Genomic DNA, 23,781 nt, shown 5'->3' with positions numbered 1-23,781 from the left:
CAGACCAGGGAAGGAGCACCATGTCCCACGCCGATGTCACTCCTGCGATCGAGCAGGACGCGCACCAGGGGGCACCGCCCTCGCGACCGCTCGAGATCGTCTTCGGCGCCGTCGCCCTGGCGTTCAGCGCCGGTTATCTCTTCCTGGCCACGCAGATCCCGCTGCGCCGAGAGGCACTGCCCGGACAGATCGACGCGCGCTTCTGGCCCATGGTCCTCGCGGTCACGGCGGTCGTCGTCTCGCTCGTGATCCTGGCTCTGGCGATCACCCGCCCCGATCCCGGCCGCGAAGACCTCGACCGCATCCAGCCGGGCGGCGTGGTCCGCGTCATCGCCACCCTGCTGATCGCCGGGGCCTTCATCGCGGTGTGGTCGCTCGGATCCGTCATCCTCTTCGGCTACCGCATCGAGGTCTTCCCGATCGCCGCCGCCGTGCTGATGGCCGCTCTCATGCTCCTCTACGGGCACCGCCGGTGGCTGAGCCTGATCATCTACTCCGTCTCCGTCACCGCGTTCGTCTACGTGGTGTTCGGCATGCTCCTGAGGATCCCGCTGTGAACGCGCTCATGGAGGGGCTGAACTCGCTCCTCGACATCTCGATCCTGCTGTACATGCTTGTCGGGCTGCTGCTCGGCTTCATGGTCGGCGCCTTCCCCGGCATCACCGCGACCATGGCGGTCGCTCTCGCCGCAGGATTCACGCTCACGCTGGAGCCCGTGCAGGGCCTCGCGGTGCTGCTGACGATCTACGTCGCCGCGAACTTCGGCGACCGCGTGCCGTCGATCCTCATCAACACCCCCGGCACTCCCGCGTCGATCGCGACGACTCTCGACGGCTATCCGATGGCGAAGCAGGGGCGAGCCGGTCTCGCGCTGACGATCTCGGCGATCGTCTCGGCCGTCGGCATCCTCGCCTCCCTCGTGCTCTTCGCCGTCGCCGCCGTGCCGATCGCCAGCTTCGCCCGCGACTACTTCAAGTCGCCCGAGCTGTTCGCGCTCGTCGTCTTCGGCATCGCGATCATGATCGGGATCTCGTCGAAGTCGATGCTCAAGGGCATCCTCGCCGGTCTCTTCGGCCTCATGCTCGGCACCGTCGGAACGTATGCCGCCACGGCGGACCAGCGATTCACCTTCGGAGTGCTCGAGCTGGTCGAGGGCGTCAACTTCATCGCCGTGATCATCGGACTCTTCGGCATCGCCGAGCTCTTCGACCAGCTGCTCACGTATCGCAAGTCGCACGTGCGCCCGATCTCGAGCCTCGGCCGCTGGTGGCCGAATCGCGCCGAGCTGAAGCAGAGCGGTCGAGCCACCGCGGTCGGCGGCGCCGTCGGTCTCGGGGTCGGGCTCATCCCGGCAGCCGGTGGCGACATCGCCGGTCTGATCGGATGGGAACGAGCCCGCAAGGCATCGAAGCACCCCGAGATGTTCGGCAAGGGCTCCATCGAGGGCGTCGCGGCATCCGACACCGCGTCCAGCGCCACGCTCGGCGGCTCCCTCACGACCACGATGGCCCTCGGCATCCCCGGCGACTCGGTGATGGCGGTGATGATCGGGTCGATGATCATCTGGGGCATCACCCCCGGACCCACGCTGTTCACCAACCGCCCCGACCTCGTCGTCTCGATCGTGGGCATCATGCTCGTCGCGACCCTGCTCTCCCTCGGGCTGAGCCTCGTGCGCATGAAGGGCATGGTGAAGCTGCTCGACGTGCCGCAGCCCTACCTGTGGAGCGGCATCCTGATCTTCTGCATCATCGGCACGTACGCCACGTCGAACAGCCTGTCGACCGTCGTCACGATGCTCGTGTTCGGTGTCATCGGAGTGCTGCTCAAGCGGATGCAGGTGCCGGCCGGGCCGATCGTGCTCGGCCTGCTGCTCGGCCCCCTGGCCGAGGAGAACCTGGCTCGCACGCTGGCGATCCTGCCCACGCGGCCGTTCTTCGAGGTCGTCAGTCCGATCGCGATCGTGCTGCTCGCGCTCGCCGTGCTCTCGATCGTCATGCCGGCGATCCGCGCGGCCCGCACACCCCGTGCCGAGCGCGGCTCACTCGAGGACTCGATCCTCGATGCCGAGAGCCGGGAGCAGATCGAGAAGGCGCAGGGCGAGCTCGCCGCCGACCCCGACCTGCTCACATCGACCGTCCGCAGCGTCCCGGCCGCCACGAGGCGCCCGCGCAAGACCCGTAAGAACTCCAAGGAGAACGAGAAGTGACCCGCTACGACATCCTCACCGCCGTGCCCACAGCCTTCCACAGCGACGGCGCACTCGACCTCGAGGGATCGCGAGCGATCTTCCGCTTCGTCGCCGAATCGGGCAACGAGGGCGCCTTCGTCCTCGGCACCACGGGCGAGTTCCCTGCCGTCGACGCGACCGAGTTCGCGGCGATCGTCGAGGCCGCGCTGGCCGAGCTGAAGGACCGCATGCGCGTCGTCGTGCACGTCGGCCAGCCGAGCACCTTCGAGGCGCTGCGTCTCGTCGAGATCGCGAAGGGGCTGGGTGCGACCGAATTCGCCGCCCTCACCCCTTACTACCTCAAGGCCACGGACGAGTCGATCTTCGAGTACTACGAGGCGCTGTCGAGCGCGATCGGCGACGGTCGTCTCTACGTCTACATCTATCCCGCGCGCAGCGGGAATCCGGTGTCGGTCGAGCTGCTGACGCGGCTTGCCGCGCTGCCGAACATCGTGGGCGCGAAGATCAGCGAGCTGTCGCTCGACGACATCGCCGCCTACAGGGCCGCGGTGCCCGCTGATTTCGACCTCTACACCGGCGCCGACCGCGACCTGATCGCGGCCGTGCAGGTGGGTGCCCAGGGTGTCGTCTCGGGCGTCTCCTCGGTCACCCCGAAGCCCTTCCGTGCCCTGGCCGACGCCGGCCGTTCCGGCGATGCCGACGCCATCGCGGTCGCGCAGGCCGCGGTCGACGATGTCGTGTCGCTCATCGGCGGCGACATGGCGCGGATGAAAGAGGCCTACCGCGTGCTCGATGTGGTCGACACGCACTGCCGCATGGCGATCGCCGAGCCGACGGACGACGAGCGTCGCGCCGTCGCGCAGGTGGTGGCGGCGCACAGCTAGCCGCTCGCATCTCGCGCCGCGTGGGGCGGGCCGGCTCACAGCCGTTCGGGGCAGGATGGACCCATGTCCGACTCCCCGTATGAATCCCGGCCATGGCTCGACTCCTACGCGGACGGTGTGCCCGCCGAGATCGACGCTCCGACGCAGACGCTGCCGGAGATGTTGTCGGCGAGCATCGCCGCTTTCGCTCGTCGACCGGCGCTCGAGTTCTTCGGTGCGGTCACGACCTACCGCGAGCTCGGCGACCAGATCGCGCGCGCTGCCGAGGGGCTGAGGCGCCTGGGCGTGCACAAGGGCGACCGGGTCGCCCTCGTGCTGCCGAACTGCCCGCAGCACGTCGTGGCGTTCTACGCGGCGCTGCGCCTGGGAGCGATCGTCGTCGAGCACAACCCGCTCTACACGGCGAGGGAGCTGCGGCACCAGTTCGAGGATCACGGAGCGAAGGTCGCGATCGTCTGGGACAAGACGGTCGACACGATCGCCGAGTTCCCCTCCGATCTGCGAGTCGAGCACATCGTGAGCGTCGACCTCACCGAGGCGATGCCCGCCGCTCAGCGGATGCTGCTGCGCCTGCCCATCCCGAAGGCGCGCGCGGCGCGCGCGAAGCTGACGGCCACCCCGCGGACACGGCGAGCAGTGGCCTGGAGGAAGCTGGTCGACCATCGGCCGCTCTCGCGCAAGGTCGCCGGCCCGACGCTCGACGACACCGCCCTGCTGCAGTACACGAGCGGAACCACGGGCACGCCCAAAGGCGCGATCCTCACTCACGCGAACCTGCGCGCCAACGCGATGCAGGGCCAGGCATGGGTGCCCGGTCTGGTCGACGGCGAGGAGACGTTCTACGGCGTGCTGCCGCTGTTCCACGCCTACGGCATGACGCTGTGCCTGACCTTCGCGATGAGCATCGGCGCGAAGCTGGTGCTCTTCCCGACGTTCGACCTCGGCCTGGTCACGAAGGCGGCCCGCACCAGTCCGCCCACGTTCCTGCCCGCGGTCCCGCCGATCTATGACCAGCTCGCCCGAGCCGCATCGCGGGGGACCATCGACCTCTCGACCGTCCGATTCGCCATCTCCGGGGCGATGAGCCTTCCCGTCGCGACAGTGCAGCGGTGGGAGGAGGCCACCGGCGGTCTGCTCGTCGAGGGCTATGGCATGACCGAGAGCTCGCCCGTCGCGCTCGGCAACCCGATGGGCAGGAGCAGGCGCCCTGGCACGGTCGGAGTGCCCTTCCCGAGCACCGAGATCCGCGTCGTCGACCCCGCCGACACCGACGTCGACCTGCCCGTCGGCGAACGAGGCGAGCTGCTCATCCGCGGCCCGCAGGTCTTCCAGGGGTACTGGCGCCGTCCCGGCGACACCGCCGATGTCCTGCTGTCTGACGGATGGCTGCGCACAGGCGACATCGCCGAGGTCTCGGTCGACGGCTTCGTCACGATCGTCGACCGCCTCAAGGAGCTCATCATCACGGGCGGCTTCAACGTGTCGCCCAGTGAGGTCGAGGACGCGCTCGAGGCGCACCCGGACGTGGTCGCGGCCGCGGTCGTCGGCCTTCCGCGGTCGAGCGGGGGAGAGGAGATCGCCGCTGCGGTCGTGCTCCGCGAGGGAGCTGTGCTCGACACCGGTGCGCTGCGCGACTTCTGCCGCACGCGGCTGACGCCCTACAAGGTGCCCAAGCGCATCACGGTCGTCGACGAGCTGCCCCGCTCGCTCATCGGAAAGGTCCTGCGCAGGCAGGTGCGGGATCGGATGCTGGCCGACTGACGCGCCGGCGCAGACGAACTCTCCGTGGCGACCTGAAACCGGTTACAGTGTGCCGATGGCCACGATCTACGATGTCGCTCGACTCGCGCAGGTCTCGCCCGCCACCGTCTCGCGGGTGTTCAACGGCACCAGCGTCTCCGCCGCGAAGGTCGAGGCGGTGCGCCGGGCCGCCGAGCAGCTGCGTTTCACGCCCAACCGCACGGCTCGCAATCTGCGGCGGCAGAGGTCCGAGGTCATCGGGCTGGTGATCCCCGACATCGAGAACCCCTACTTCACCGAGATGGCCAGAGGCGTCGAGGACGTCGCGTCCGAGGCCGGATACTCGGTCGTGCTCTGCAACTCCGACTCGCAGCCCGAGAAGGAGACGACCTACCTCCAGATCGCGGTCTCCGAGCACATGTCGGGTGTGATCATCGCCCCCGCGTCCGAACGCACGAGGCTCGACGGCATCCTCGACACGGGGCGCCCCGTCGTCGCCGTCGATCGGCATACGGTCTACGACGTCGACGGTGTGGTCATGGCCAATCGCGAGGCCGGGGCATCGGCCACCGAAGCGCTGCTCGCCGCCGGATTCCGGAGGGTCGCGTACATCGGCGGTCCGGAGGGGATCGACACGGCCGCAGAGCGCGCTGCCGGCTGGCGGTCTGCGCTCGCGGCGCGCGCCCCCGAGGTCGATGCCGATGAGCTGCTGCGCTTCGCGACCTTCCGCGTCGACGGAGGCAGGGGCGCCATGGAAGAGCTGCTCGCGCTCCCGGAGCCGCCGGACGCGGTGGTGGCGGGGAACAACCTGATCGGCGTCGGTGCGATCCAGGTGCTGACGGAGCACGGCCTGACCCCGCCGCGGGTCGGCGTGGCGGTGATCGGCTCGCTGCCGTTCACCACCCTCTCGCCCACAGCGGTGACCGTCGTGCGCCTCCCGGCACGCGAGATGGGAGTCCGGGCGGCGCGGATGCTGCTCGAGCGCATCGGTGGGGCCGGTGGTCCGTCGCGCACCGTGGTGCTGCCGGCCGAGGTCCAGCCCGCCCGCGCGGGCGCGACCGCCACGCACTGACGCAGACGACGCTCTGTCCTACTGCTTGCGTGCTGAAACCGATTTCACGTACAGTTGCAGGACACGTGCGATCAAGGAGGACGCGAGTCATGACCTATACCCTGCCGACGACGGCATCCCGACCGGTGTCCGCGCCGAAGACCGCGTACCTGATCGCCTCCGGCGACCTGCGCGAAGCCGCGAACACGGGCGGCTGGCCCGTGCAGGTCGAACTCGAAGCGGGCGTCACCGGCGTCTTCGAACAGCTCGGCTGGAGCGTCGTCCGAGCCAACGACGTCGATCCCGAGACCGGCCACGGCTTCATCTCGAGCCAGCGCATGGGCCTCGAGGTCTTCAAGAGCATCCCGACGGATGCTCCGCTGATCGTCGCCGAGGCCGTGTGGCAGTACTCGCACCACGTGCTCGCAGGACTGCGCACCCACGAGGGGCCGATCCTCACGGTCGCGAACTTCGCCGGGGACTGGCCCGGCCTGGTCGGACTCCTCGGCCTCAACGCCGGCCTCACCAAGATGGGCAAGCCCTATTCCACGATCTGGTCGGTCGACTTCACCGACGACTGGTTCACGAGCGGCATCAGGGAGTGGACGGAGACCGGGTCGATCACCCATGACGCCTCGCATGTGCGTCCTCTGCCCGAGCTGCCGGACAGCCCCGAGAAGCAGCTGGGTGAGGCGCTCGCCGCCGAGCTGCGCGCCGAGAAGGCCATCATCGGCGTCTTCGACGAGGGCTGCATGGGCATGTACAACGCGATCTTCGACGACGAGCTGCTCAACCAGACGGGCATCTACAAGGAGCGCCTCTCGCAGTCCGCACTGTACGCCGAGATGCTCGAGGTCGGCGAGGATGAGGCGGATGCCGCCTACGACTGGCTGATCGACGCCGGCATGACCTTCCGCTACGGCGAGGATGCCGCCACCGAGCTGACCCGTGAGCAGGTGCAGTGGCAGTTGAAGATGTACATCGCCGCACTCCGCATCGCCGATGATTTCGGGCTCGACGCTGTCGGCATCCAGTACCAGCAGGGCCTGAAGGACCTCGTCCCTGCATCGGACCTCGCCGAGGGCATCCTGAATTCGACCGAGCGCCCTCCCGTCACCTCTCGCGACGGTTCGCGCGTGCTGCACGACGGCCGGGCCTTCCCGCACTTCAACGAGGCTGACGAGGGGGTGGCAGTCGACGCCCTCGTCACCGACCGGGTCTGGCGCGCCATGGGTCTGGTGCCCGACAACACCCTGCACGACGTGCGCTGGGGCGAGGACTTCGACGGAGAGTTCGTCTGGGTCTACGAGATCTCGGGCTCGGTGCCCGCCTCGCATCTCGGCGGATGGCAGAACGCCGAGGGCTGGCGACAGGGCCACGTCTTCTTCCCTGCGGGCGGCGCCACGATCAACGGCGTCTCGAAGCCGGGCGAGATCGTGCTGTCGCGCGTGTTCATCGCCGACGGCATCCTGCAGGCCGACATCTTCCGCGCCTCCGTGGTGGAGCTGCCTGCGGAGGAGACGCAGCGACGCAAGGATGCCACGAACCCGGAGTGGCCGATCGCGCACGTCGTGCTGCACGGCATCTCGCGCGACCAGTTCATGGCCCGCCACAAGGCCAACCACGCGCAGCTCGTCTACGCGCCCGACGCCGAGACGGCCGACAAGGCGCTGATCGCGAAGGCCGCGATGTTCGCGGGCATGGGCATCCAGGTCAATCTCGTCGGAGATGTGACCATCTGAGCGGAGGGATCCAGGCGGTCGAGAAGGGGCGGATGCTGCGGGCATCCGCCCCTTCTTCTCTGCCTTCCCGTCCTGTCACTTAAGCGCTATAGTCGGCGACAGGTCGCGACGGCGCGACCGGATTCGACAACGACGCCGAAGGAGACGATCAGTCATGAGCCAGAACGTCAGGAATCACCGGTTCCGAAAGGGCATCGCCGGTCTCGGAGTGCTCGCCACCGCTGCTGCCGGCATGCTCGCCGGAACCACGGGTGCCGCCGCCGACACGACCGAGCCGGTCGACCCGCAGCTCGCCGTGTACGTCGAGGTGAACTCGAACGATTTAGCCAACGTCGCCGACTACACCCTTGCCGAGTCCGGAGACGCCGCCATCGACATGGCCATGATCTTCGCCGCCAACATCAACTACGACGGCGAGAAGGCGTACCTGCACTTCAACGAGCGGGTCACCGAGACGCTCGACGACGCCGAGACGCAGATCCGTCCGGTGCAGGAGAACGGCACCAAGGTGCTGCTCTCGGTGCTCGGCAACCATCAGGGTGCGGGATTCGCGAACTTCACCTCCTATGCGCAGGCGGATGCGTTCGCCGCGCAGCTCGCCGACGCCGTGACGACCTATGGTCTCGACGGCATCGACTTCGACGACGAGTGGACCGAATACGGGGCGAACGGCACCCCGCAGCCCAACCCGCAGTCGTTCGGATGGCTGGCCACGGCGCTGCGCGACCGTCTCGGACCCGACAAGATCATCAGTCTGTATGCGATCGGTCCGAGCTACACGACGACCGACTTCACGCTGTTCGACGCGGCCGGCGTGCTCGACTACGCCTGGAACCCGTACTACCCGACCTATGACGCGCCCACCGTTCCGGGGCTGGAGGACCGCACCCGACTCGGGGCAGCGGCGATCGACCTCTCGAACACGAGCGCCGCGACTGCGGAGGACTTCGCGACCCGCACGGTCGCCGACGGCTACGGCGTCTATGTCGCCTACAACCTCACCGCGACCGATCAGTCGGCCTATCTCTCGGGCATCACCGAGGCGCTGAAGGGCGAGGCGACGGAGTACCGGGCGGCGCCTCGCGACACCACCTCGCCGACCGTCACGATCAAGGACGGCGCGCGATTCACCAAGGTCGAGACCGACGGCAGCTACCAGCGCGTGAGCTACAAGCTCTTCGACGAAGGCAAGATCGACCGGCTCTCCGTGAACGGGGTCGTCAAGGACCTCGCGGACGACGCGTGGAGCGACCTGAACTTCGTGAAGCCCGGTGTCTTCGGTGCGGTCGTGGGGGAGAACACGCTGCAGGTGGTCGACGTCGCCGGCAACGTCACCGAGCTCTCGTTCGTCCTGTCGAAGTGACGACGCGCGCTCGAGGCCATCACCCGAGGTCGAAGACCTCGATCTGACGGATCGTGACCTCGGCATCCGCTCGCAGGCGGATCGCCGGGGTCACGACGCGCGACACCAGCTCGAACGGGGTCGTGCGATCGGCCGGGAGTTCCGCGTCGTAGGTGGTCGGAGCCGCCGCCCAGCATCCGTCCGCGTCGAGGATCTCCCATCGCAGCCGAGACGACGGGGCGCCGGTGGCCATCGTCACTGTGAGATCGGAGACCGCGCGCGGCTCGGCGAAACGCCATCCTGCCCATTCGCCCGCCGCCAGGACGACGCCGCTCGAACCGCTCGGGTCGCTCCGGTCGCTCGGGTCGCTCCGGTCGCTCGGGTCGCCGTCGTCGAACAGGCGGTCCGCATCCATGACGGATGCGGACGCGATGACGTCTCCTGTGTCTGCCGTGAGATCGCGGCACCAGGGCGCGATCTCGTCCGTCATCCGCTCACCCGTCTCGAGAGCATCCGCGGGCTCGGTTCCGAAGACCAGTTCGAGCTCGACGTCCCCGGCGAGCGCATCCCCGACGACGGCGTCCCCGACGACGGCGTCGATGGGAAGTTCGGCCCTGGGCAGGTCGACCCCGTCGAGCCGGGCACGCTGCAGCACGTGCGCTCCCGGCTCTCGGCGATGAGAGCGGATGCGCAGCGAGCGGCCGTCCGCGCGATCGACGCGGATGTCGTCGAAGAGGGGCGAGCCGATCCGCAGCACGCCGGACGCGAGCTCGAGCGGGTAGAGACCGAGCGCGGCCCACAGCCACCAGGCGCTCATCTCGCCGTTGTCCTCGTCGCCGGGGAAGCCCTGTCCGATGTGGGCGCCTGCGAAGAGACGCCCGGCCAGCTCGTGCACGATCGCGCCGGCTCGCCACGGCCGGTCGCTGAACGCGTACATGAAGGGGATGTGATGGGCGGGCTGATTCGAGATCGCGCACATGCCCGAGCGCAGGGCCCGCGCCTCGCGCTGCTCGTGGATGACGGTGCCGTACGCCCCGCCGAATCGCTCGTCGGCGGTCTCCGGCTCGGCGAAGAGCGCGTCGAGGTGCTGTGCGAAGGCCCCACGTCCGCCGTGCAGCGCGGCGAGGCCGGCGCCGTCGTGCACGGCGCCCACCGACATGCCCCAGGCGTTCGTCTCGACGTTGTCGCCTCCCCAGGAGCGCGGGTCGAACTCGGGGGCGTGGTCGCCGTCGGCATCCCTGCCGCGGAGGAACCCGGATTCCGAGTCGAAGAGTGTGCGATACGACCGTGCGCGGTTGGCGAAATAGCGGGCGAACGAGCGGTAGCGAGCGGCATCGCGGTCGGAGCCGGGAGCGGCTGCGCGTTCGGCTTCGAGGGCCAGCTGCTCGGCGAACCGGCCCAGCGCCGCGTCGCTCACCGCGTTCTCGACGGTCCAGCTCATGCCCTCCGGCACCTCGGACGAGATGTAGCCGGTGAAGCGTCCGCGTGCGATGCCCTTGCGGCCGCGCCGCGCATCGGGTCCGGGTTCGCAGGCGTTGCGCCATCCGCTCTCGAACGCCTCCGCCCGGTCGAACGCCACGCCCCACCGGGCGGCATCGGCGAAGATCTGGTCGCTGGAGGTGCCGACCATGCTGTCGACATATCCGGGCGCGCTCCACCGCGCCATCCACCCTCCGCGACGGTACTGCTCGAGCTGGCCGTCGAGCAGTCTGCCGGTCAGCGAGGGATCGAGCAGCGCGAGCCCCGGCCACTCGGTGCGATAGGTGTCCCAATAGCCGTTGTTCACGATGAGCTCGCCGTCGACGATCGGCGCGCTCGTCTCACTCTCCCCGAACGGCGCGCGTGGGGCGAACACGTCGGCGAAGCGATGCCGCGGCGCCTCTGCAGTGCCGGCATTCTCGGCGGCGGAGTTCGGATACAGATGCATCCGATGCAATGCGGCGGCTATCCGGTTTCGATTCTCCTCGTCGGCCAATCGGCGATACGGGGTCTCGGATGCGTCGAGCGGCGGGATCGTCACGCGGCCCAGCACCCGGTTCCAGGAGGCTGCAGCTTCCGCTCGCAACTCGTCATATGCGATGCCCAGAGGACACTCGATCTCGAGACTGCGCCTGGCCTGCTCCACCGACAGGAACGACACGGCCACGCGCACCTCGAGCGACCCGTCGCCGGCGACGTAGCCCGCGACCCGCGCCCGTCCGTCGTCGTCGAGGGCGCCGTGCAGACTCGTCGCAGGGTCGCCTCCGCCATGCAGCACGGCGCCCGCGAAGTAGCAGCGGGGGGAGTTGCCCCAGTCCTCGGATCCCTCGGGCGTCCACCCCTCGAAGCCACCGCCGTCGGTCCAGTGCAGTTCGCCGTCATCGGTGGGCTGATCGATCACGAAGCCGACGACCGCGTCAGTGTCTGCGCCATGCACGCGGAAGGCGGCGGTGTGCGACGTCGCGGTCATCTCCACGCGCAGACCATCACCGAGATCGGCGGCGTACTCGTGGGGGCGTGCTCGCTCGGTGCCCGGGGCGATCCACCGGCGGCGCGCGGCGCGCTCGGAGGCCGGATGCCCGTCGAACGGCATGAGCTGGAGCACCGAGCGGTCGCCGATCCACGGACTCGGCTGGTGCGAGAACTGCAAGGCCTCGAGGCGTCGCCCGGGTGGATCGTCGTGGATGCTCGGCCGATACGGCCAGCGCGTGTCCGAGGCATCGGTCGCCGCGGTGACGAAGGTGAAGCCGTGCGGCACGGCGACGGCGGGGATGGTGTTGCCCCGCGAGAAGCGCGGGCCCGAGTGGCTGCCGCGACGAGTGTCCACTCGCTCGACCGGTGGCGGGTCGGCGACGGCATGCTGCTGCTCGACCTGCTCCTCGACCAGGACCTGCACGAATCCCGTGACGCGCGGCGGCAGTCCGCTCATCCCCGCCAGCGATCCGCTGCCGAGCACCAGCTCGACGGTGGCGGAGGTGCGCGGGGCCGAGCCGGAGAGCATCGGCGCCAGCGACACGGTGTCGGCGTTCCACTGCTCGGGCATGCTCCAGCGCGCCGCGAACTGGGCATCGGCGGTCATGGCGAAGTCGTACCGGTCACGCACGGCGGCTGTCTCGCCGAGCCGCGCGCCGTCTCCGCGGACATCGACGGTCACCGCGAGGGCGGCATGCGGAGCCAGGGTCGCCGCGTCGCCGTCTGCGTAGAACGCCCAGTGCAGCAGAGTGTCTGGGCTGATCGCGACGTCCGCGAGTCCGGGAACATCGATCCGCTGTTCGCCCGCTGACGGATCGAACGAGTAGGCGAACACCTCACCGCGGAGCACGCCGACGTGAGGGCGGGACGACGGAGGATCGGCGGGTCCGTCGGCGGGCGTGAGCTGGGCGTCGCTCACCCCTTGACCGCGCCCTCCTGCACGCCCTTGAAGAAGAACCGCTGCGTGAACGAGAACATGATGACGATCGGCACGAGGGCGATCATGGTGCCCGCCGCGATCAGGCGCGGGTCGACCGAGAAGCTGCTGTTGAGGTAGGCCATGCCGACGGTGAGCGTGTACTTCGACGGATCGGAGAGCACGATGAGGGGCCAGAGGTAGTCGTCCCAGGCGCCGATGAAGGCGAAGATCGCGACCACCGAGACCATGCCGCGGATGTTGGGCCACACGATGTGACGGATGCGCTGCCAGGTCGTCGCTCCGTCGACCGTCGCGGCGTCCAGCACGTCCTTCGGGATCATGCGGCAGGCGGTGGCGACGAGCAGCACGTTCATCGCGCTGATGGCGCCGGGCAGGAACACGCCCCACAGGGTGTCGGCGAGGCCGAGCGAGCGGATGGTGAGGAAGTTGCTCGTCACCGTGACCTCGCCGGGGAAGAGCAGGGTCGAGAGCAGGATGGCCATGACGATCCACTTGCCGCGGAACCGCATGCATCCGAGGGCGTAGCCCGCGAAGGTCGCGAGCACCACGTTGCTGACGACGGTGCCCACCGAGACGAGCAGCGAGTGCCAGGCGTAGAGGTACACCGGCACGATCTCGGCGACCGTGGCGTAGTTCTGCAGAGTCGGCTCGCGGGGGATCAGGTTGGGCGGGAACGAGTAGATGTTCTCCTGCGGACCCTTGAACGACGTCGAGAGCTGCCAGAGGAACGGGCCTATGACGAGCACCAGCACGAGCAGCAGCAGCGCATAGCGGCCGATGAGCCCGCCGAGCGTCGGCTTGCTGAAGTCGCCGGAACCGCGGCGGCGGAAGATGGGTTCGCGCGTGGTCGCAGCCGACTGATCGTCAGGGCGACGGTCGTCGTCGATGCGGGGCGGAGTGAGGGTGCTCATGCGGAGACCTTCGCCTTCTTCTCGCGATTCATGAAGGCGATCGCGGCCAGCGGGATGAGGGTGAGGAGGAACAGCGCGACGCTGATCGCCGAGGCGTAGCCGATGTTGCCGTTCAGGCCGGAGCCGACCTGGCGGATCAGCATGACCAGCGACATGTCGTATCCGCCGGGACCTCCCGTGCTCTTGGAGAGCACGTCGAGCTCGGCGAACACTCTCATCGCCGAGACGGCGATGAGCACCGCGATGAGGAGCATCGCTCCGCGCACCGACGGGATCGTCACCGACAGGAAGCGACGGAACGAGCCGGCGCCGTCGAGCATGGCCGCCTCGTGCAGCTCCTTGCCGACATTGCCGAGCGCGGCGAGGTACACGACCATGTAGTAGCCCAGACCCTTCCACACCGTGAGCAGGATCGCGCAGCCGAGCAGCAGCCACCGGTCGACGAGGAACGCCATGGGCTTGTCGACGAGGCCGAGGAACTCGAGCGTCTGGTTGATGATGCCGCGGCTGTCGAACAGCCAGGTCCAGATCAGGGCGACGACGACGACCGAGGCGATGACGGGGAAGTAGAAGGTGGTGCGGAAGAACGCGATGCCCGGCAGCTTCTTCTGCACGAGCAGGGCGAGCAGCAGGGGAAGGATCGTGAGCAACGGCACGCAGACGACCACGTAGATGATGCACGTGGTGAGGGCGTTCCAGAACATCTCGTCGCCGAACATCCGCTCGTAGTTCGCGGCGCCGACGAACTCGGGAGTCCGCAGAGGACGTGCGTCCGTGAAGCTCAGGAAGACGGTGTTGAGGAACGGCCAGAGCGCGAACACCAGCACCCAGACGACGGCGGGGCCGAGGAGCAGCCAGGGTGTGAACCACCGGTGCGATCGCATGGTCGTCCTCCGGCTCCGGATGCTGGTGTGCGCGCTCATGGCTTACTGGTCCACGCGGTTCGCGTTGGCGTACTCGACGATCTTGTCGAGCTGCTCCTGCGCGTCGGCCTCGCCGTTGACGGCGAGCGCGATCTGCTGGGTCATGTACGTCGCCATGTCGGAGGTCCACTGGAACGGGATCGCCTTGGCGTCTTCCATGGCCGTGAACACGGTGTCGATCGCGGAGAGCTGCTTCTCGTCGGTGATCGACGAGGAGATGTTCTCGACGACGGCGTCGCCGCCCGCGGAGGTGCCGGGAGCGGTGCCGACCGCGAGGGATGAGAACGCGACCTGGTTCTCCTCGTTCGTCGCGAACTCGGCGAACGCGAGGGCGGCCTCCTTGTTGTCGGAGTCGGCCGAGACGTTCAGTCCCTGCACGTAGAGCGGCGGGATGCCCAGTCGCTGCGTGGCGACCGTGTTCTCGAGCAGCGCGGGCGCGTCCTTCGCGAGGTCGGTCGTGAAACCAGTGCCACCGGTCGTGAAGGCCACCTTCTCCTGGATGTACGCCTCGGCGTTTCCGCCATAGTCGCCGGTCAGCGCCTCGGCCGGCATGGCTCCGGCCGCGTACGCGTCGGCGTACTTCTCGATGATGGCCGCGGCCTCGTCGGTGTTGAAGTCGAACTCGCCGTCGTCGTTGATGACCTCCATGCCCGCCGACGTGAACGTGTCGAGTGCCGGGATCGATGACAGCAGCTGGACCTTGCCGCCGGACTCGGTCGCGACGTCCTTCGCGAGGGTGAGCAGCTCGTCGACCGTCGTCGGGAGGTTCTCCTCGGTGACGCCGTAGGGGGCGAGCTGAGCGAGGTTCCACCATGATGCGTCGCTGGACAGGTACCAGGGCAGACCGTACGTGCCCTCGACACCCGGGTACTGGCTGTAGGCGTCCCATGCGCCGGTGTTGTAAGCCGACTTCAGGTCGGGGTCGGCCGTCTCGAGGTCGACGAGCTTGCCGGCGGCGACGAGCGGGTAGGCGATGTCCGGCGGCAGGTTCAGCACGTCGGGCAGCGTGTCGGCGTTCGCCTGGCTCAGGATCTTCTCCTGGTAGCCGTCGCCCGGCTGGTCGAGCCACTCGACCGTGACGTCCGGGTGCTCCTTCTCGAACGCGTCGATCAGGTCTTCGAAGTAGGGCGTGAACTTCTCGTTCTTCAGCGACCAGGTCTGGAACTGGATCGTCCCGCTCAGCTCGCCGGAGGTGTCGATCGGTCCGTCGGCACCGGATGTGGCACCGCCTCCGGTGCAGCCGGCGAGCGCCATGGCGCCGATCGTGAATGTTGCCAGAGCGACAATGCGTGCGGGAACTTTCATCGTGCTTCTTCCTCGAGGCGGGCGATTGGCGGTGTCCGTCGAACGGACTACAACGCTTTAGCAGATGAAACCATCCGATCCCGTCGCTGTCAAGGTTTCGGGACTGCGTGCATCGGCGGGCCGCGGTATTCCGGGTAGCGGTCCGTTGCTCAAGCGTTATAGTGGTGCGACCACGTCCTCGTCGGAGGGCTCTGTCGGAAAGGTCCGGACACATGACGCAGCGCCGCGCTCTCGATGCTCGCCTGAGATTCGGGGCGAACTACACGCCGTCGAAGGACTGGATGCACTCCTGGCTCGACTTCACCCCCGACGATGTGCGCAGGGACTTCGCGGCGCTCGCCGAGCTCGGTCTCGATCACGTCCGGGTCTTCCCGTTGTGGACGGTGCTGCAGCCGAACCGTACTCTGATCCGCCCGAAGGCGATCGACGACGTCCGCTCGATGGTCGACATCGGCGCCGAGTTCGGGCTCGACGTCAGCGTCGACGTGATCCAGGGGCACCTGTCGAGCTTCGACTTCGTCCCGTCATGGTTGTACACCTGGCACGACCGCAACATGTTCACCGATCCGAAGGCGCTCAGCGGGCAGGTCGACCTCGTTCAGACGCTGGCCGGTGCGCTGCGCGATGCGCCGAACTTCCTCGGCCTGACGCTCGGCAACGAGACGAATCAGTTCTCGGCGCACACGCACCCGTCCCCGTGGCCCGTGACGATCGACGAGGCAGGGCACTGGATCGAGTCGCTGCTCTCCGCGGCCGAGGGCGCGGCCCCCGGTCTCTCGCACGTGCACAGCGAGTACGACGCGGTCTGGTACATGGACGGGCACGGCTTCACCCCCGCGCACGCGTCTCGGCTGGGCGAGATGACCACCATCCACTCCTGGATCTTCAACGGCACGGCTCAGCGCTACGGCGGCCGTTCGGTCGCCTCCGACCGCCACGCCGAGTACCTCATCGAGCTCTCGCGCGCCTTCGCGACGGATCGGGATCGACCGGTCTGGCTGCAGGAGGTCGGCGCTCCGTCGAACTGCCTCGACGAGCGCGAGATGCCCGGATTCCTCGAGGCGACCCTGCGATCCGCGGTGCGCACCGAGAACCTCTGGGGCGTGACCTGGTGGTGCTCGCACGATGTGAGCCGCGAGCTCGGCGACTTCCCCGAACTGGAGTACTCGCTGGGCCTGGTCGATCAGAGCGGTGCGGCCAAGCCGATCGGCCGCCGGTTCGCCGAACTGATCCCCGAACTGCGCGAACGGGCGGCCACGCCGGAGCGGGAGACGGCCATCGTCGTCGACGTCGACGAGCGCGAGGTGCCGGTGAGCCGGGCGGCGCTGAGCCCGGGCGGTGCCGTGTTCCAGGCGTGGGTGGATGCCTGCGAGCGCGGGCTCGACCCCGCCTTCGTGACGTCTCAGACGGTGCGCGACGACGCGGCGCTCGCCGCGCGCGGCATCCGTCACCTCATCCGTCCTGATCTGTCGACGAGCGGTGTCGACCCCTACGGCTCCGTCAACACCGTCGTCAGCGGCTGAGCGCGACGCCGTAGCGGCCGAAGGGCTCCGTCAGGACGCGGCCGTCGGCGGGGCGGTGCTCTCGCGGGCGGTGAGCGTCGGCGTCGGGCCCTGCGCGCTCGGGAGGTTGGTCCCGGCGACGATCTGCTGCAGCAGCAGTGTCGCGGCCTGCTCGCCGAGCTCGAACGTGTCGCGGGTCATCGCGGTGATCGACGGATTGATCAGGCCGGCGATGACGGAGTCGTCGAAGGAGGCGATCGACACGTCGCGGGGCACCGCACGGCCCATCTCCTGAGCGACGCGGAGGCCGGCGACGGCCATCACATCGTTGTCGTACACGATCGCCGTCGGGCGGGGCCTCGCGGAGAGCAGCGATCGCGTGACCGCGGATGCGCGTGCGGGGGAGAAGTCCGTCGTGATCACTTCGCTCGAGACGCCGTCCGCAGCCATGCGATCGAGCACCTCGGCACGCAGCCGGGTGTGCTCGAGCTCGGCGGGACCCGCGACGTAGGCGATGCGGGTGTGTCCGAGCGCGGCGAGGTACGAGAAGAGGGTCTCGGCCACCTCGTCGTCGGCGATCCAGACGCTCGGCACCGCTCCGTCGGGTGAGGGCTTGGAGCCGATCAACACGGCGCGGGCGTCGAGGGCTGCGATCCGGTCGCTGCGCGGGTCGTCGTCGCGGGGGTCGATGAGGATGATGCCGTCGACCTGGTTCGACGAGCGCCACTGCCGATGCACCTCCATCTCCTCGGCGATGTCGGTGACCAGCCGCAGCTGCAGGCTGACCTTGCTCTCCGACAGCCGGGATTCGATGCCCGCGATGAGGTCGGTGAAGAAAGCCTCGGAGCCCAGCGAACGGGCGGGGCGTGCGAGCGCGAAGCCGACCGTGTTGGCACGGGCTCCCACGAGGGCGCGTGCCGCCGAGCTCGGCTGCCAGTGGTTCTCCTCGACGATCGCGAGGATCCGCTGGCGCGTCTCGTCGCTCACCCCCGGGCGTCCGTTGAGCGCGAACGAGACTGCTCCGGGCGAGACTCCGGCCATGCGCGCGATGTCCGCGATGGTGACGCGTTTGGCCGAGGTCATGGGCCTCACACTACTTGATCGGTTTAGCCGCTCGGTAGCCGCACGACAGGGGTCTGACACGCTCGGTGCGAGATTCACTAGATCGCTTTAGTAAATCCGATAGCATTGTCGGCACCTGCCCGAGAATCGGGCTCCAGTCGCGCACAACGCCTATGCACCACTCACCGTCGAGCCCGGAGAACCAGATACATGCATGACGACACCTCGCTCACCGTCGGCCGCGTCAAGAGGGTGCTCGACGAGCGCATCCGCCCGGCCGTCCACTCGGCCGCCGTCCCCCTCACCGTCGAGGTCAACCAGATCCCCGGCGAGCCGATCAGTCCCGCCGACGGGCTCGCACTGGACTTCGCCCCGGCATCCGTGCCGAGCATGTGGGGTCCTGCCTGGTCGACGACCTGGTTCAAGATCACCGGCGCAGTCCCCGCCGACTGGGCGGGCCGTCGGGTCGAGGCCGTCATCGACCTCGGGTTCGACATCAACATGCCCGGCTTCCAGTGCGAGGCGCTCGTCTACCGGCCGGACGGAACGCCGGTGAAGAGCATCAACCCACGCAATCAGTGGCTGCCGATCACCGAGACCGCGCACGGCGACGAGCCGGTCGAGCTGTACCTCGAGGCGGCCGCCAACCCGGTTCTGCTCGACTACCACCCCTTCCTGCCGACGCAGGAGGGCGACATCCGCACGTCCTCCCGTGAACCGCTCTATCGCACCCGCCGCATCGACCTCGCCGTCTTCGAACAGGAGGTGTTCGAGCTGTCCCTCGACCTCGAGGTCCTGTTCGAGCTCCAGGCCGAGCTGCCGGCGACCTCGCCGCGACGGATGCAGATCCTGCAGGCGATGGACGACGCCCTCGACGTGCTCGACCTGCAGCACATCGTCGAGACCGCTGCCGATGCCCGAGCTCGACTGGCGCCCGCGCTCGCGGCGCCCGCCGAGGCCAGCGCCCACCGCATCTCGGCGATCGGACATGCGCACATCGACTCGGCCTGGCTGTGGCCGGTGCGCGAGACGATCCGCAAGGTCGCCCGCACCACGTCGTCGATGGCGACGCTGATCGACGAGCAGCCCGACTTCCTCTACGGGATGTCGAGCGCGCAGCAGTACGCATGGCTCAAGGAGCACCGGCCCGAGGTCTACTCCCGGGTCAAGGCCGCGGTCGCGGACGGGCGATTCCTGCCGCTCGGCGGCATGTGGGTCGAATCCGACACCGTGATGCCGTCCGGCGAGTCGCTCGTGCGCCAGTTCTCGTTCGGTCAGCGGTTCTTCGAACGCGAGTTCGGCATCCGCTCGAAGGGCGTCTGGCTGCCGGACAGCTTCGGATACTCGCCCGCGCTGCCGCAGCTCATGCGCCGGGCCGGGTTCGAGTGGTTCTTCACGCAGAAGATCTCGTGGAATCAGCAGAACGTGTTCCCGCACCACAGCTTCCTCTGGGAGGGCATCGACGGCTCGCAGGTGTTCACGCACTTCCCGTCGATGGACACGTACAACTCGCAGCTGAGCGGCATGGAAGTCGCCAAGGCATCTCGTCAGTTCAAGGAGAACCGCGTGACGTCGCGGTCGATCGCACCGGTGGGCTGGGGCGACGGGGGCGGTGGCACCACGCGCGAGATGACCGGCAAGGCGAAGCGCCTCGAGAACCTCGAAGGCAGTGCACGGGTCGTCTGGGAGCACCCCGACACCTTCTTCGAGGCGGCCAGGGCCGAGCTGCCGAACCCGGCCGTGTGGGTCGGCGAGCTCTATCTCGAACTCCACCGCGGAACGCTCACCAGCCAGCACGCGACCAAGGCGCTGCACCGGTGGTGCGAGCACGCACTCGTCGAGGCGGAGCTGTGGGCGGCGACGGATGCCGTGCGCACCGGCGCCGCATATCCCCAGGCCGAATTCGACCGCCTGTGGGAGACGGTGCTGCTGCACGAGTTCCACGACATCCTGCCCGGCACCTCGATCGCCTGGGTGCATCGTGAGGCCGTCGAGGTCCTCTCGCGCGTGCTCGCCGATGCGCAGGCGCTCGCCGACGCCGCGCGCCGCTCCCTCGCCGGAGAAGGCGAGCGCGAGCTGCGGTTCGTGCCGACCTCGGTCGGCGGCGGTCGTGCCCTCGGCGCCGGCTTCGTCGAGGCGCCGGCCCCGGCGTCCGTCCTGCTCGCAGGAGAAGACGGCGGCTGGCGGCTCGAGAACGAGCTGGTCTCCGTGCTGATCTCCGCCGAGGGACTCGTCGTCTCGGCGGTGGACAAGGCGTCGGGCCGAGAGGCGGTGGCCGAGGGGCGGGCGGCGAACCTGTTCCAGCTGCACCAGGACTTCCCGAACATGTGGGACGCCTGGGACATCGATCGCTACTACCGCAACAGCGTCGACGACCTCACTGCGGTCGCATCGATCTCGGCATCCGTCGTCGACGGGGTCGCGACCGTCATCGTGACCCGGGCGTTCTCGGAGTCGACGATCGAGCAGACCATCACGCTCGCGCCGGGCGAGCGCACCGTGCTGTTGCGCAACGACGTGGACTGGCACGAGACCGAGAAGCTGCTCAAGCTCGCCTTCCCTCTCGACATCCAGGCCACGCACACCGAGGCCGAGACGCAGTTCGGCTACCAGTCGCGGGTGACGCACACGAACACCAGCTGGGAGGCTGCGAAGTTCGAGACCTCGATGCACCGTTTCGTGCTGGTGCGCGAGCAGGACTTCGGCGTAGCGCTCGTGAACGACTCGATCTACGGGTACGACACCTCGCGCGAGGTCTCGGACGACGCGGTCGCGACCACCGTGCGGCTCTCGCTGCTGCGCGCACCGCGGTTCCCCGATCCCGACACCGATCACGGGCACCACGAGATCACGATCGGCTTCGTGATCGGAGCCGATGCGGCGATCGCGACGACCGAGGGCATCCGACTCAACACCGCGCCGACGGTCGTGCACGGCGAGCGCGAAGTCGCACCTCTCGTGTCCGTCGACGGCGACGGCATCGTGGTGTCGGGCGTGAAGCTCGCGGATGACGGCTCCGGCGACGTCATCGTCCGTCTCTATGAGGCGCTCGGTCGCCGCGCCGTCGGTTCGCTGGTCGCCGACTTCGAGCACAGGGAGATCCGTGAGGTCTCGCTGATCGAGGATGCGATCGACGACCCGCGCGTCGGCGGAGAGCTGCGCCTGCGGCCGTTCGAGGTGCGGACGCTGCGCATCGTGCGCTGAGGCAGTCGGGAGGATGTCCTCCGACCGGCGTCCTCCGCGGAAGAACCCATGGCGGGCGGGGATCCCCGAGCGGATACTCGGTTACACGAGTGGCCGATGGGGAGCCCCGACCGAAGGAGTACGACATGGATCAGTACCTGTGGGTTCTGAAGGACAAGGAGCGCGACCTCATCCGCGAGCTCGAGCCTGAGCGACTGGCGGAACTCGACGAGGACGGCCTGCTCGCCCTGCACAAACGGGTCAGGCGGGCCCGCAACAAGCACACGACGAACTATCGGCGCGGTGCGGCGGAGCGCGTCGAGCAGGCGGGCGGTCGAGGTGCCGCAGCCGCCGGGTCGGACAAGGCCCGCGGCCGGGCCTATGTGTTCGAGGAGGCGCTCTCGATCATCAGCGCAGAACTCGCCCGCGTGGCTCATGAGCAGGCGGAGGAGCTCAAGGACGAGAGGCTGGCCCGCGCCCGTGAGGGCAGATGGAGTGGACCGGGCTCCGAGGCGCCCTTCGATGAGAGCGCAGGAGCGGGGCGGATGCGGGAGCACCAGCAGACCACCGGTGGTGTGAAACGAGACGCCTCGAGTCGCGCCCAGGGTGCGCGTCGACAGGCGAAGCGCGACTCGCGCTGAACGCCACCCGAGGGGCGGCGAGCGGATGCGGCCATTGTGGCGGCCGCCTCACGGGAGGACGATGGGCGGATGGCGACCGTCGATGATGTCCGTGAGATCGCTCTCGCGCTCCCCGGTGTGACCGAGCGTGTGGGCGGACACACCGGCGAGCCCTCCTGGCGCCTGGCGAGCGGTCAGATCGCCTGGGTGCGTGGGCCGAGCAAGGTCGATCTGCGGCAGCTCGCCGACCTCGGGCTCGAATGGCCGGAGGGGCCCGTGCTGGGCGTGCGAGTCGGCAGCCTCGATGAGAAGGCGGCATTGCTCGCCGCAGAGCCCGAAGGGCTGTTCTCCATTCCGCACTTCGACGGGTACCCCGGTGTGCTGGTGCAGCTCGATGCGGTCGAGCGCGACCGGCTGGCGGAGATCATCGCGGACGCCTGGCTGGTGCGGGCTCCGGTACTCGTCGCGAAGCAGTGGCTCGCGGACCGCGGGTTGGACTGACCGCGCCGCGATCAGGCCTCGTTCAGGCCGCGACGAGGAACGGGCGGGCGGCGTCGAGGAACGCGCGCGGGTCGTCGGCCCACAGGCGGATGTGGTCGACCTGATGAGTCCCGCCCTTCGGCGCGAGGCCGGGGAGCCGGATCGCGACGGGGCGTTCGAGTTCGATCTCGATGTTGGTCTCGTCCTGCATCCGCTCGGCGTACTCCGAACCGATGACCCGCGGCTGCTTGGGCTCATCGACGCGACGACTGATCGCGATCGACGCGATGTCGGCCCAGCCGATCGGCACGTCCAGCTCGAGTCCGCTGCGCACTCGGACGCCGTCGGGCCCCACGGCGTGCGGGCGCATGAGCATCGCGCACAGCAGGCCGACCATCCAGGTGACACCCCAGATCCCTAGCACCAGCAGAGTGATCCGCACGACGGGCCACTGATGCACGATCAGGTCGAGGATCGGGATCTCGACAGCGGAGAGGCCGATGAAGATGAACAGCACGGTGAGCACGGGACGGTGATAGCCGATCCCCGTGCCGCCCTTCGGGACTGCGGGACGGCGGGCGATCGCCCGCGCGATGCTCGAGTAGACGCGAAGCTCGGCGACCCATGCCCGATGGAGGAAGTTGAGGATGCGCGCGATCCGGGTCGGGCTCGGAGCGGTCGTCTGCAGATGCTCGGTCATGGTGTGCCCTCCGGTGTCGGTGTCGGTGTCGGCACCGGTGTGGGTACGGGTGCGGGTGCGGGTGTGGGTGCGGGTGCGGGTGCGGGTGCGGGTGCGGGGGCGTGCGCGCTCGCCGCCGAGGTGACGAGGTTCTCGAGATGCGCGGCGACGGCTGTCAGGCCACGCTCGACCGCGGCGCGGTCGTCGGGGGCGATCGCGTTCAGCAGCGTCTCATTGAGCTGCGCGTGCTCCTCCTGCATCTGCGACATGGTCTCGAGGGCGGTCGAGGTGAGCTCGACCAGCACGGCGCGGCGGTCGGAGGGATGGGGGGTGCGACGGACGTGACCTGAGCCCTCGAGTGCGTCCACGAGAGCGGTGATGTTGCGGGGTGTCACCCCGCAGAGGGTGGCGAGGGTCTGCTGCGTCGACGGACCGGTGTGCTGCAGGACCCACAGGAGGTGCACACGGGTCGGTGTGAGATCCGTGCCGGCGAACGCGCGGGCCATGTCCTTCTGGAACAGGTCGGCGATCTGAAGGAGGCGGTCGACGAAGAGGGGTTCCATGTGGTTACCCTATTACATTGTTACCTTTGTTCACAATGGGCGTCGCCTGATGGCGTGCACCCTGCGCTGTGCCATTCCGGGAGATTGGAATACGGATCTGATCTGGGGTAATTCGAGGTGGTTTCGGGTCTCGAATGTCGGTGGCCCCGGGTTGACTGGGGGTATGAACAGCACTGCGGAGCTTCTGGATCGGGTCATCGCCGACCTCGACA

At 68.6% G+C, this 23,781-nt stretch carries 18 protein-coding genes; 11 read left to right on the top strand and 7 right to left on the bottom strand.

What is annotated here, in order from left to right; all coding sequences use genetic code 11:
- The first annotated feature begins 20 nt into the window (after positions 1-20).
- From QRN21_RS06445 to QRN21_RS06415, 7 genes are all read left to right on the top strand, one after another.
- Positions 21-557 carry a tripartite tricarboxylate transporter TctB family protein gene (locus tag QRN21_RS06445; RefSeq protein WP_285363456.1) on the top strand — a complete coding sequence of 179 codons (537 nt, stop codon included), beginning with the start codon at positions 21-23 and terminating at the stop codon, positions 555-557.
- Positions 554-2,209, top strand: coding sequence for a tripartite tricarboxylate transporter permease (locus QRN21_RS06440; RefSeq protein WP_285363455.1), 1,656 nt, complete (start codon positions 554-556; stop codon positions 2,207-2,209). The genes QRN21_RS06445 and QRN21_RS06440 overlap by 4 nt, the downstream gene beginning before the upstream one ends.
- Positions 2,206-3,075 (top strand): dihydrodipicolinate synthase family protein, encoded by an 870-nt coding sequence (locus QRN21_RS06435; protein WP_053098052.1) that lies wholly within the window; start codon positions 2,206-2,208, stop codon positions 3,073-3,075. The genes QRN21_RS06440 and QRN21_RS06435 overlap by 4 nt, the downstream gene beginning before the upstream one ends.
- Positions 3,076-3,138: 63 nt before the next feature.
- The gene (locus QRN21_RS06430) at positions 3,139-4,836 is read left to right on the top strand and encodes a long-chain-fatty-acid--CoA ligase (RefSeq protein ID WP_285363454.1); all 1,698 of its coding nucleotides are present in this window, start codon (positions 3,139-3,141) and stop codon (positions 4,834-4,836) included.
- A gap of 55 nt (positions 4,837-4,891) precedes the next feature.
- A complete protein-coding gene (locus tag QRN21_RS06425) occupies positions 4,892-5,887 on the top strand; it encodes a LacI family DNA-binding transcriptional regulator (RefSeq protein ID WP_056275254.1) in 996 nt (331 codons plus the stop codon).
- An 89-nt stretch (positions 5,888-5,976) separates the two neighbouring features.
- Complete coding sequence (locus tag QRN21_RS06420; RefSeq protein ID WP_285363453.1) at positions 5,977-7,608, top strand: fucose isomerase; 1,632 nt, start codon at positions 5,977-5,979, stop codon at positions 7,606-7,608.
- A 154-nt stretch (positions 7,609-7,762) separates the two neighbouring features.
- Positions 7,763-8,971, top strand: coding sequence for an endo-beta-N-acetylglucosaminidase H (locus tag QRN21_RS06415; RefSeq protein WP_285363452.1), 1,209 nt, complete (start codon positions 7,763-7,765; stop codon positions 8,969-8,971).
- 19 nt (positions 8,972-8,990) lie between these two features.
- On the opposite strand, the gene QRN21_RS06410 is transcribed toward QRN21_RS06415, so the two are convergent.
- Genes QRN21_RS06410 through QRN21_RS06395 form a run of 4 tightly spaced genes read right to left on the bottom strand, consistent with a single transcriptional unit; the run spans position 8,991 to position 15,480 of the window.
- Positions 8,991-12,320, bottom strand: a complete 3,330-nt coding sequence (locus QRN21_RS06410) for a GH92 family glycosyl hydrolase (protein ID WP_285363451.1) — start codon at positions 12,318-12,320, stop codon at positions 8,991-8,993.
- Entirely contained in the window at positions 12,317-13,252 is a 936-nt protein-coding gene (locus tag QRN21_RS06405) for a carbohydrate ABC transporter permease (protein WP_230100944.1), read from the bottom strand. The genes QRN21_RS06410 and QRN21_RS06405 overlap by 4 nt, the downstream gene beginning before the upstream one ends.
- Positions 13,249-14,136 carry a carbohydrate ABC transporter permease gene (locus QRN21_RS06400; protein ID WP_230100945.1) on the bottom strand — a complete coding sequence of 296 codons (888 nt, stop codon included), beginning with the start codon at positions 14,134-14,136 and terminating at the stop codon, positions 13,249-13,251. The genes QRN21_RS06405 and QRN21_RS06400 overlap by 4 nt, the downstream gene beginning before the upstream one ends.
- A 42-nt stretch (positions 14,137-14,178) precedes the next feature.
- Positions 14,179-15,480, bottom strand: coding sequence for an ABC transporter substrate-binding protein (locus tag QRN21_RS06395; RefSeq protein WP_285363450.1), 1,302 nt, complete (start codon positions 15,478-15,480; stop codon positions 14,179-14,181).
- Positions 15,481-15,692: 212 nt separating this feature from the next.
- Between QRN21_RS06395 and QRN21_RS06390 the strand changes: the two genes are divergently transcribed.
- The gene (locus QRN21_RS06390) at positions 15,693-17,003 is read left to right on the top strand and encodes a glycoside hydrolase 5 family protein (protein ID WP_053098045.1); all 1,311 of its coding nucleotides are present in this window, start codon (positions 15,693-15,695) and stop codon (positions 17,001-17,003) included.
- Between the two features lie 30 nt (positions 17,004-17,033).
- Here QRN21_RS06390 and QRN21_RS06385 read toward each other — a convergent pair whose 3' ends face one another.
- Positions 17,034-18,065: a LacI family DNA-binding transcriptional regulator gene (locus QRN21_RS06385; protein WP_053098044.1), complete on the bottom strand. Its 1,032-nt coding sequence runs from the start codon at positions 18,063-18,065 to the stop codon at positions 17,034-17,036.
- A gap of 189 nt (positions 18,066-18,254) precedes the next feature.
- Between QRN21_RS06385 and QRN21_RS06380 the strand changes: the two genes are divergently transcribed.
- The 3 genes from QRN21_RS06380 (at position 18,255) to QRN21_RS06370 (ending at position 22,348) form a co-directional block, all read left to right on the top strand.
- Positions 18,255-21,248, top strand: coding sequence for an alpha-mannosidase (locus QRN21_RS06380; RefSeq protein ID WP_285363449.1), 2,994 nt, complete (start codon positions 18,255-18,257; stop codon positions 21,246-21,248).
- 125 nt (positions 21,249-21,373) lie between these two features.
- Positions 21,374-21,868, top strand: coding sequence for a hypothetical protein (locus QRN21_RS06375; protein WP_285363448.1), 495 nt, complete (start codon positions 21,374-21,376; stop codon positions 21,866-21,868).
- A gap of 69 nt (positions 21,869-21,937) precedes the next feature.
- Positions 21,938-22,348: an MmcQ/YjbR family DNA-binding protein gene (locus QRN21_RS06370; protein WP_072592038.1), complete on the top strand. Its 411-nt coding sequence runs from the start codon at positions 21,938-21,940 to the stop codon at positions 22,346-22,348.
- Between the two features lie 22 nt (positions 22,349-22,370).
- On the opposite strand, the gene QRN21_RS06365 is transcribed toward QRN21_RS06370, so the two are convergent.
- Together QRN21_RS06365 and QRN21_RS06360 are read right to left on the bottom strand one after the other, a co-directional pair.
- Positions 22,371-23,027, bottom strand: a complete 657-nt coding sequence (locus QRN21_RS06365; RefSeq protein WP_285363447.1) for a hypothetical protein — start codon at positions 23,025-23,027, stop codon at positions 22,371-22,373.
- Positions 23,024-23,569, bottom strand: a complete 546-nt coding sequence (locus QRN21_RS06360; RefSeq protein ID WP_285363446.1) for a MarR family winged helix-turn-helix transcriptional regulator — start codon at positions 23,567-23,569, stop codon at positions 23,024-23,026. The genes QRN21_RS06365 and QRN21_RS06360 overlap by 4 nt, the downstream gene beginning before the upstream one ends.
- Positions 23,570-23,781 lie beyond the last annotated feature (212 nt).

Origin of the sequence: Microbacterium sp. LMC-P-041 (genome assembly GCF_030209555.1) — a bacterium.
Classification (GTDB): Bacteria; Actinomycetota; Actinomycetes; order Actinomycetales; family Microbacteriaceae; genus Microbacterium.
This window is presented reverse-complemented; position numbering and strand designations above follow the sequence as displayed.

Excerpts from the sequence above, each read along its gene's own strand:
- QRN21_RS06400 (WP_230100945.1), bottom strand. The coding sequence starts at position 14,136 with ATGCGATCGCACCGGTGGTTCACACCCTGGCTGCTCCTCGGCCCCGCC.
- QRN21_RS06420 (WP_285363453.1), top strand. The coding sequence starts at position 5,977 with ATGACCTATACCCTGCCGACGACGGCATCCCGACCGGTGTCCGCGCCG.
- QRN21_RS06375 (WP_285363448.1), top strand. The coding sequence starts at position 21,374 with ATGGATCAGTACCTGTGGGTTCTGAAGGACAAGGAGCGCGACCTCATC.
- QRN21_RS06425 (WP_056275254.1), top strand. The coding sequence starts at position 4,892 with ATGGCCACGATCTACGATGTCGCTCGACTCGCGCAGGTCTCGCCCGCC.
- QRN21_RS06405 (WP_230100944.1), bottom strand. The coding sequence starts at position 13,252 with ATGAGCACCCTCACTCCGCCCCGCATCGACGACGACCGTCGCCCTGAC.
- QRN21_RS06390 (WP_053098045.1), top strand. The coding sequence starts at position 15,693 with ATGACGCAGCGCCGCGCTCTCGATGCTCGCCTGAGATTCGGGGCGAAC.
- QRN21_RS06365 (WP_285363447.1), bottom strand. The coding sequence starts at position 23,027 with ATGACCGAGCATCTGCAGACGACCGCTCCGAGCCCGACCCGGATCGCG.
- QRN21_RS06360 (WP_285363446.1), bottom strand. The coding sequence starts at position 23,569 with ATGGAACCCCTCTTCGTCGACCGCCTCCTTCAGATCGCCGACCTGTTC.
- QRN21_RS06430 (WP_285363454.1), top strand. The coding sequence starts at position 3,139 with ATGTCCGACTCCCCGTATGAATCCCGGCCATGGCTCGACTCCTACGCG.
- QRN21_RS06415 (WP_285363452.1), top strand. The coding sequence starts at position 7,763 with ATGAGCCAGAACGTCAGGAATCACCGGTTCCGAAAGGGCATCGCCGGT.
- QRN21_RS06445 (WP_285363456.1), top strand. The coding sequence starts at position 21 with ATGTCCCACGCCGATGTCACTCCTGCGATCGAGCAGGACGCGCACCAG.
- QRN21_RS06395 (WP_285363450.1), bottom strand. The coding sequence starts at position 15,480 with ATGAAAGTTCCCGCACGCATTGTCGCTCTGGCAACATTCACGATCGGC.
- QRN21_RS06385 (WP_053098044.1), bottom strand. The coding sequence starts at position 18,065 with ATGACCTCGGCCAAACGCGTCACCATCGCGGACATCGCGCGCATGGCC.
- QRN21_RS06370 (WP_072592038.1), top strand. The coding sequence starts at position 21,938 with ATGGCGACCGTCGATGATGTCCGTGAGATCGCTCTCGCGCTCCCCGGT.
- QRN21_RS06380 (WP_285363449.1), top strand. The coding sequence starts at position 18,255 with ATGCATGACGACACCTCGCTCACCGTCGGCCGCGTCAAGAGGGTGCTC.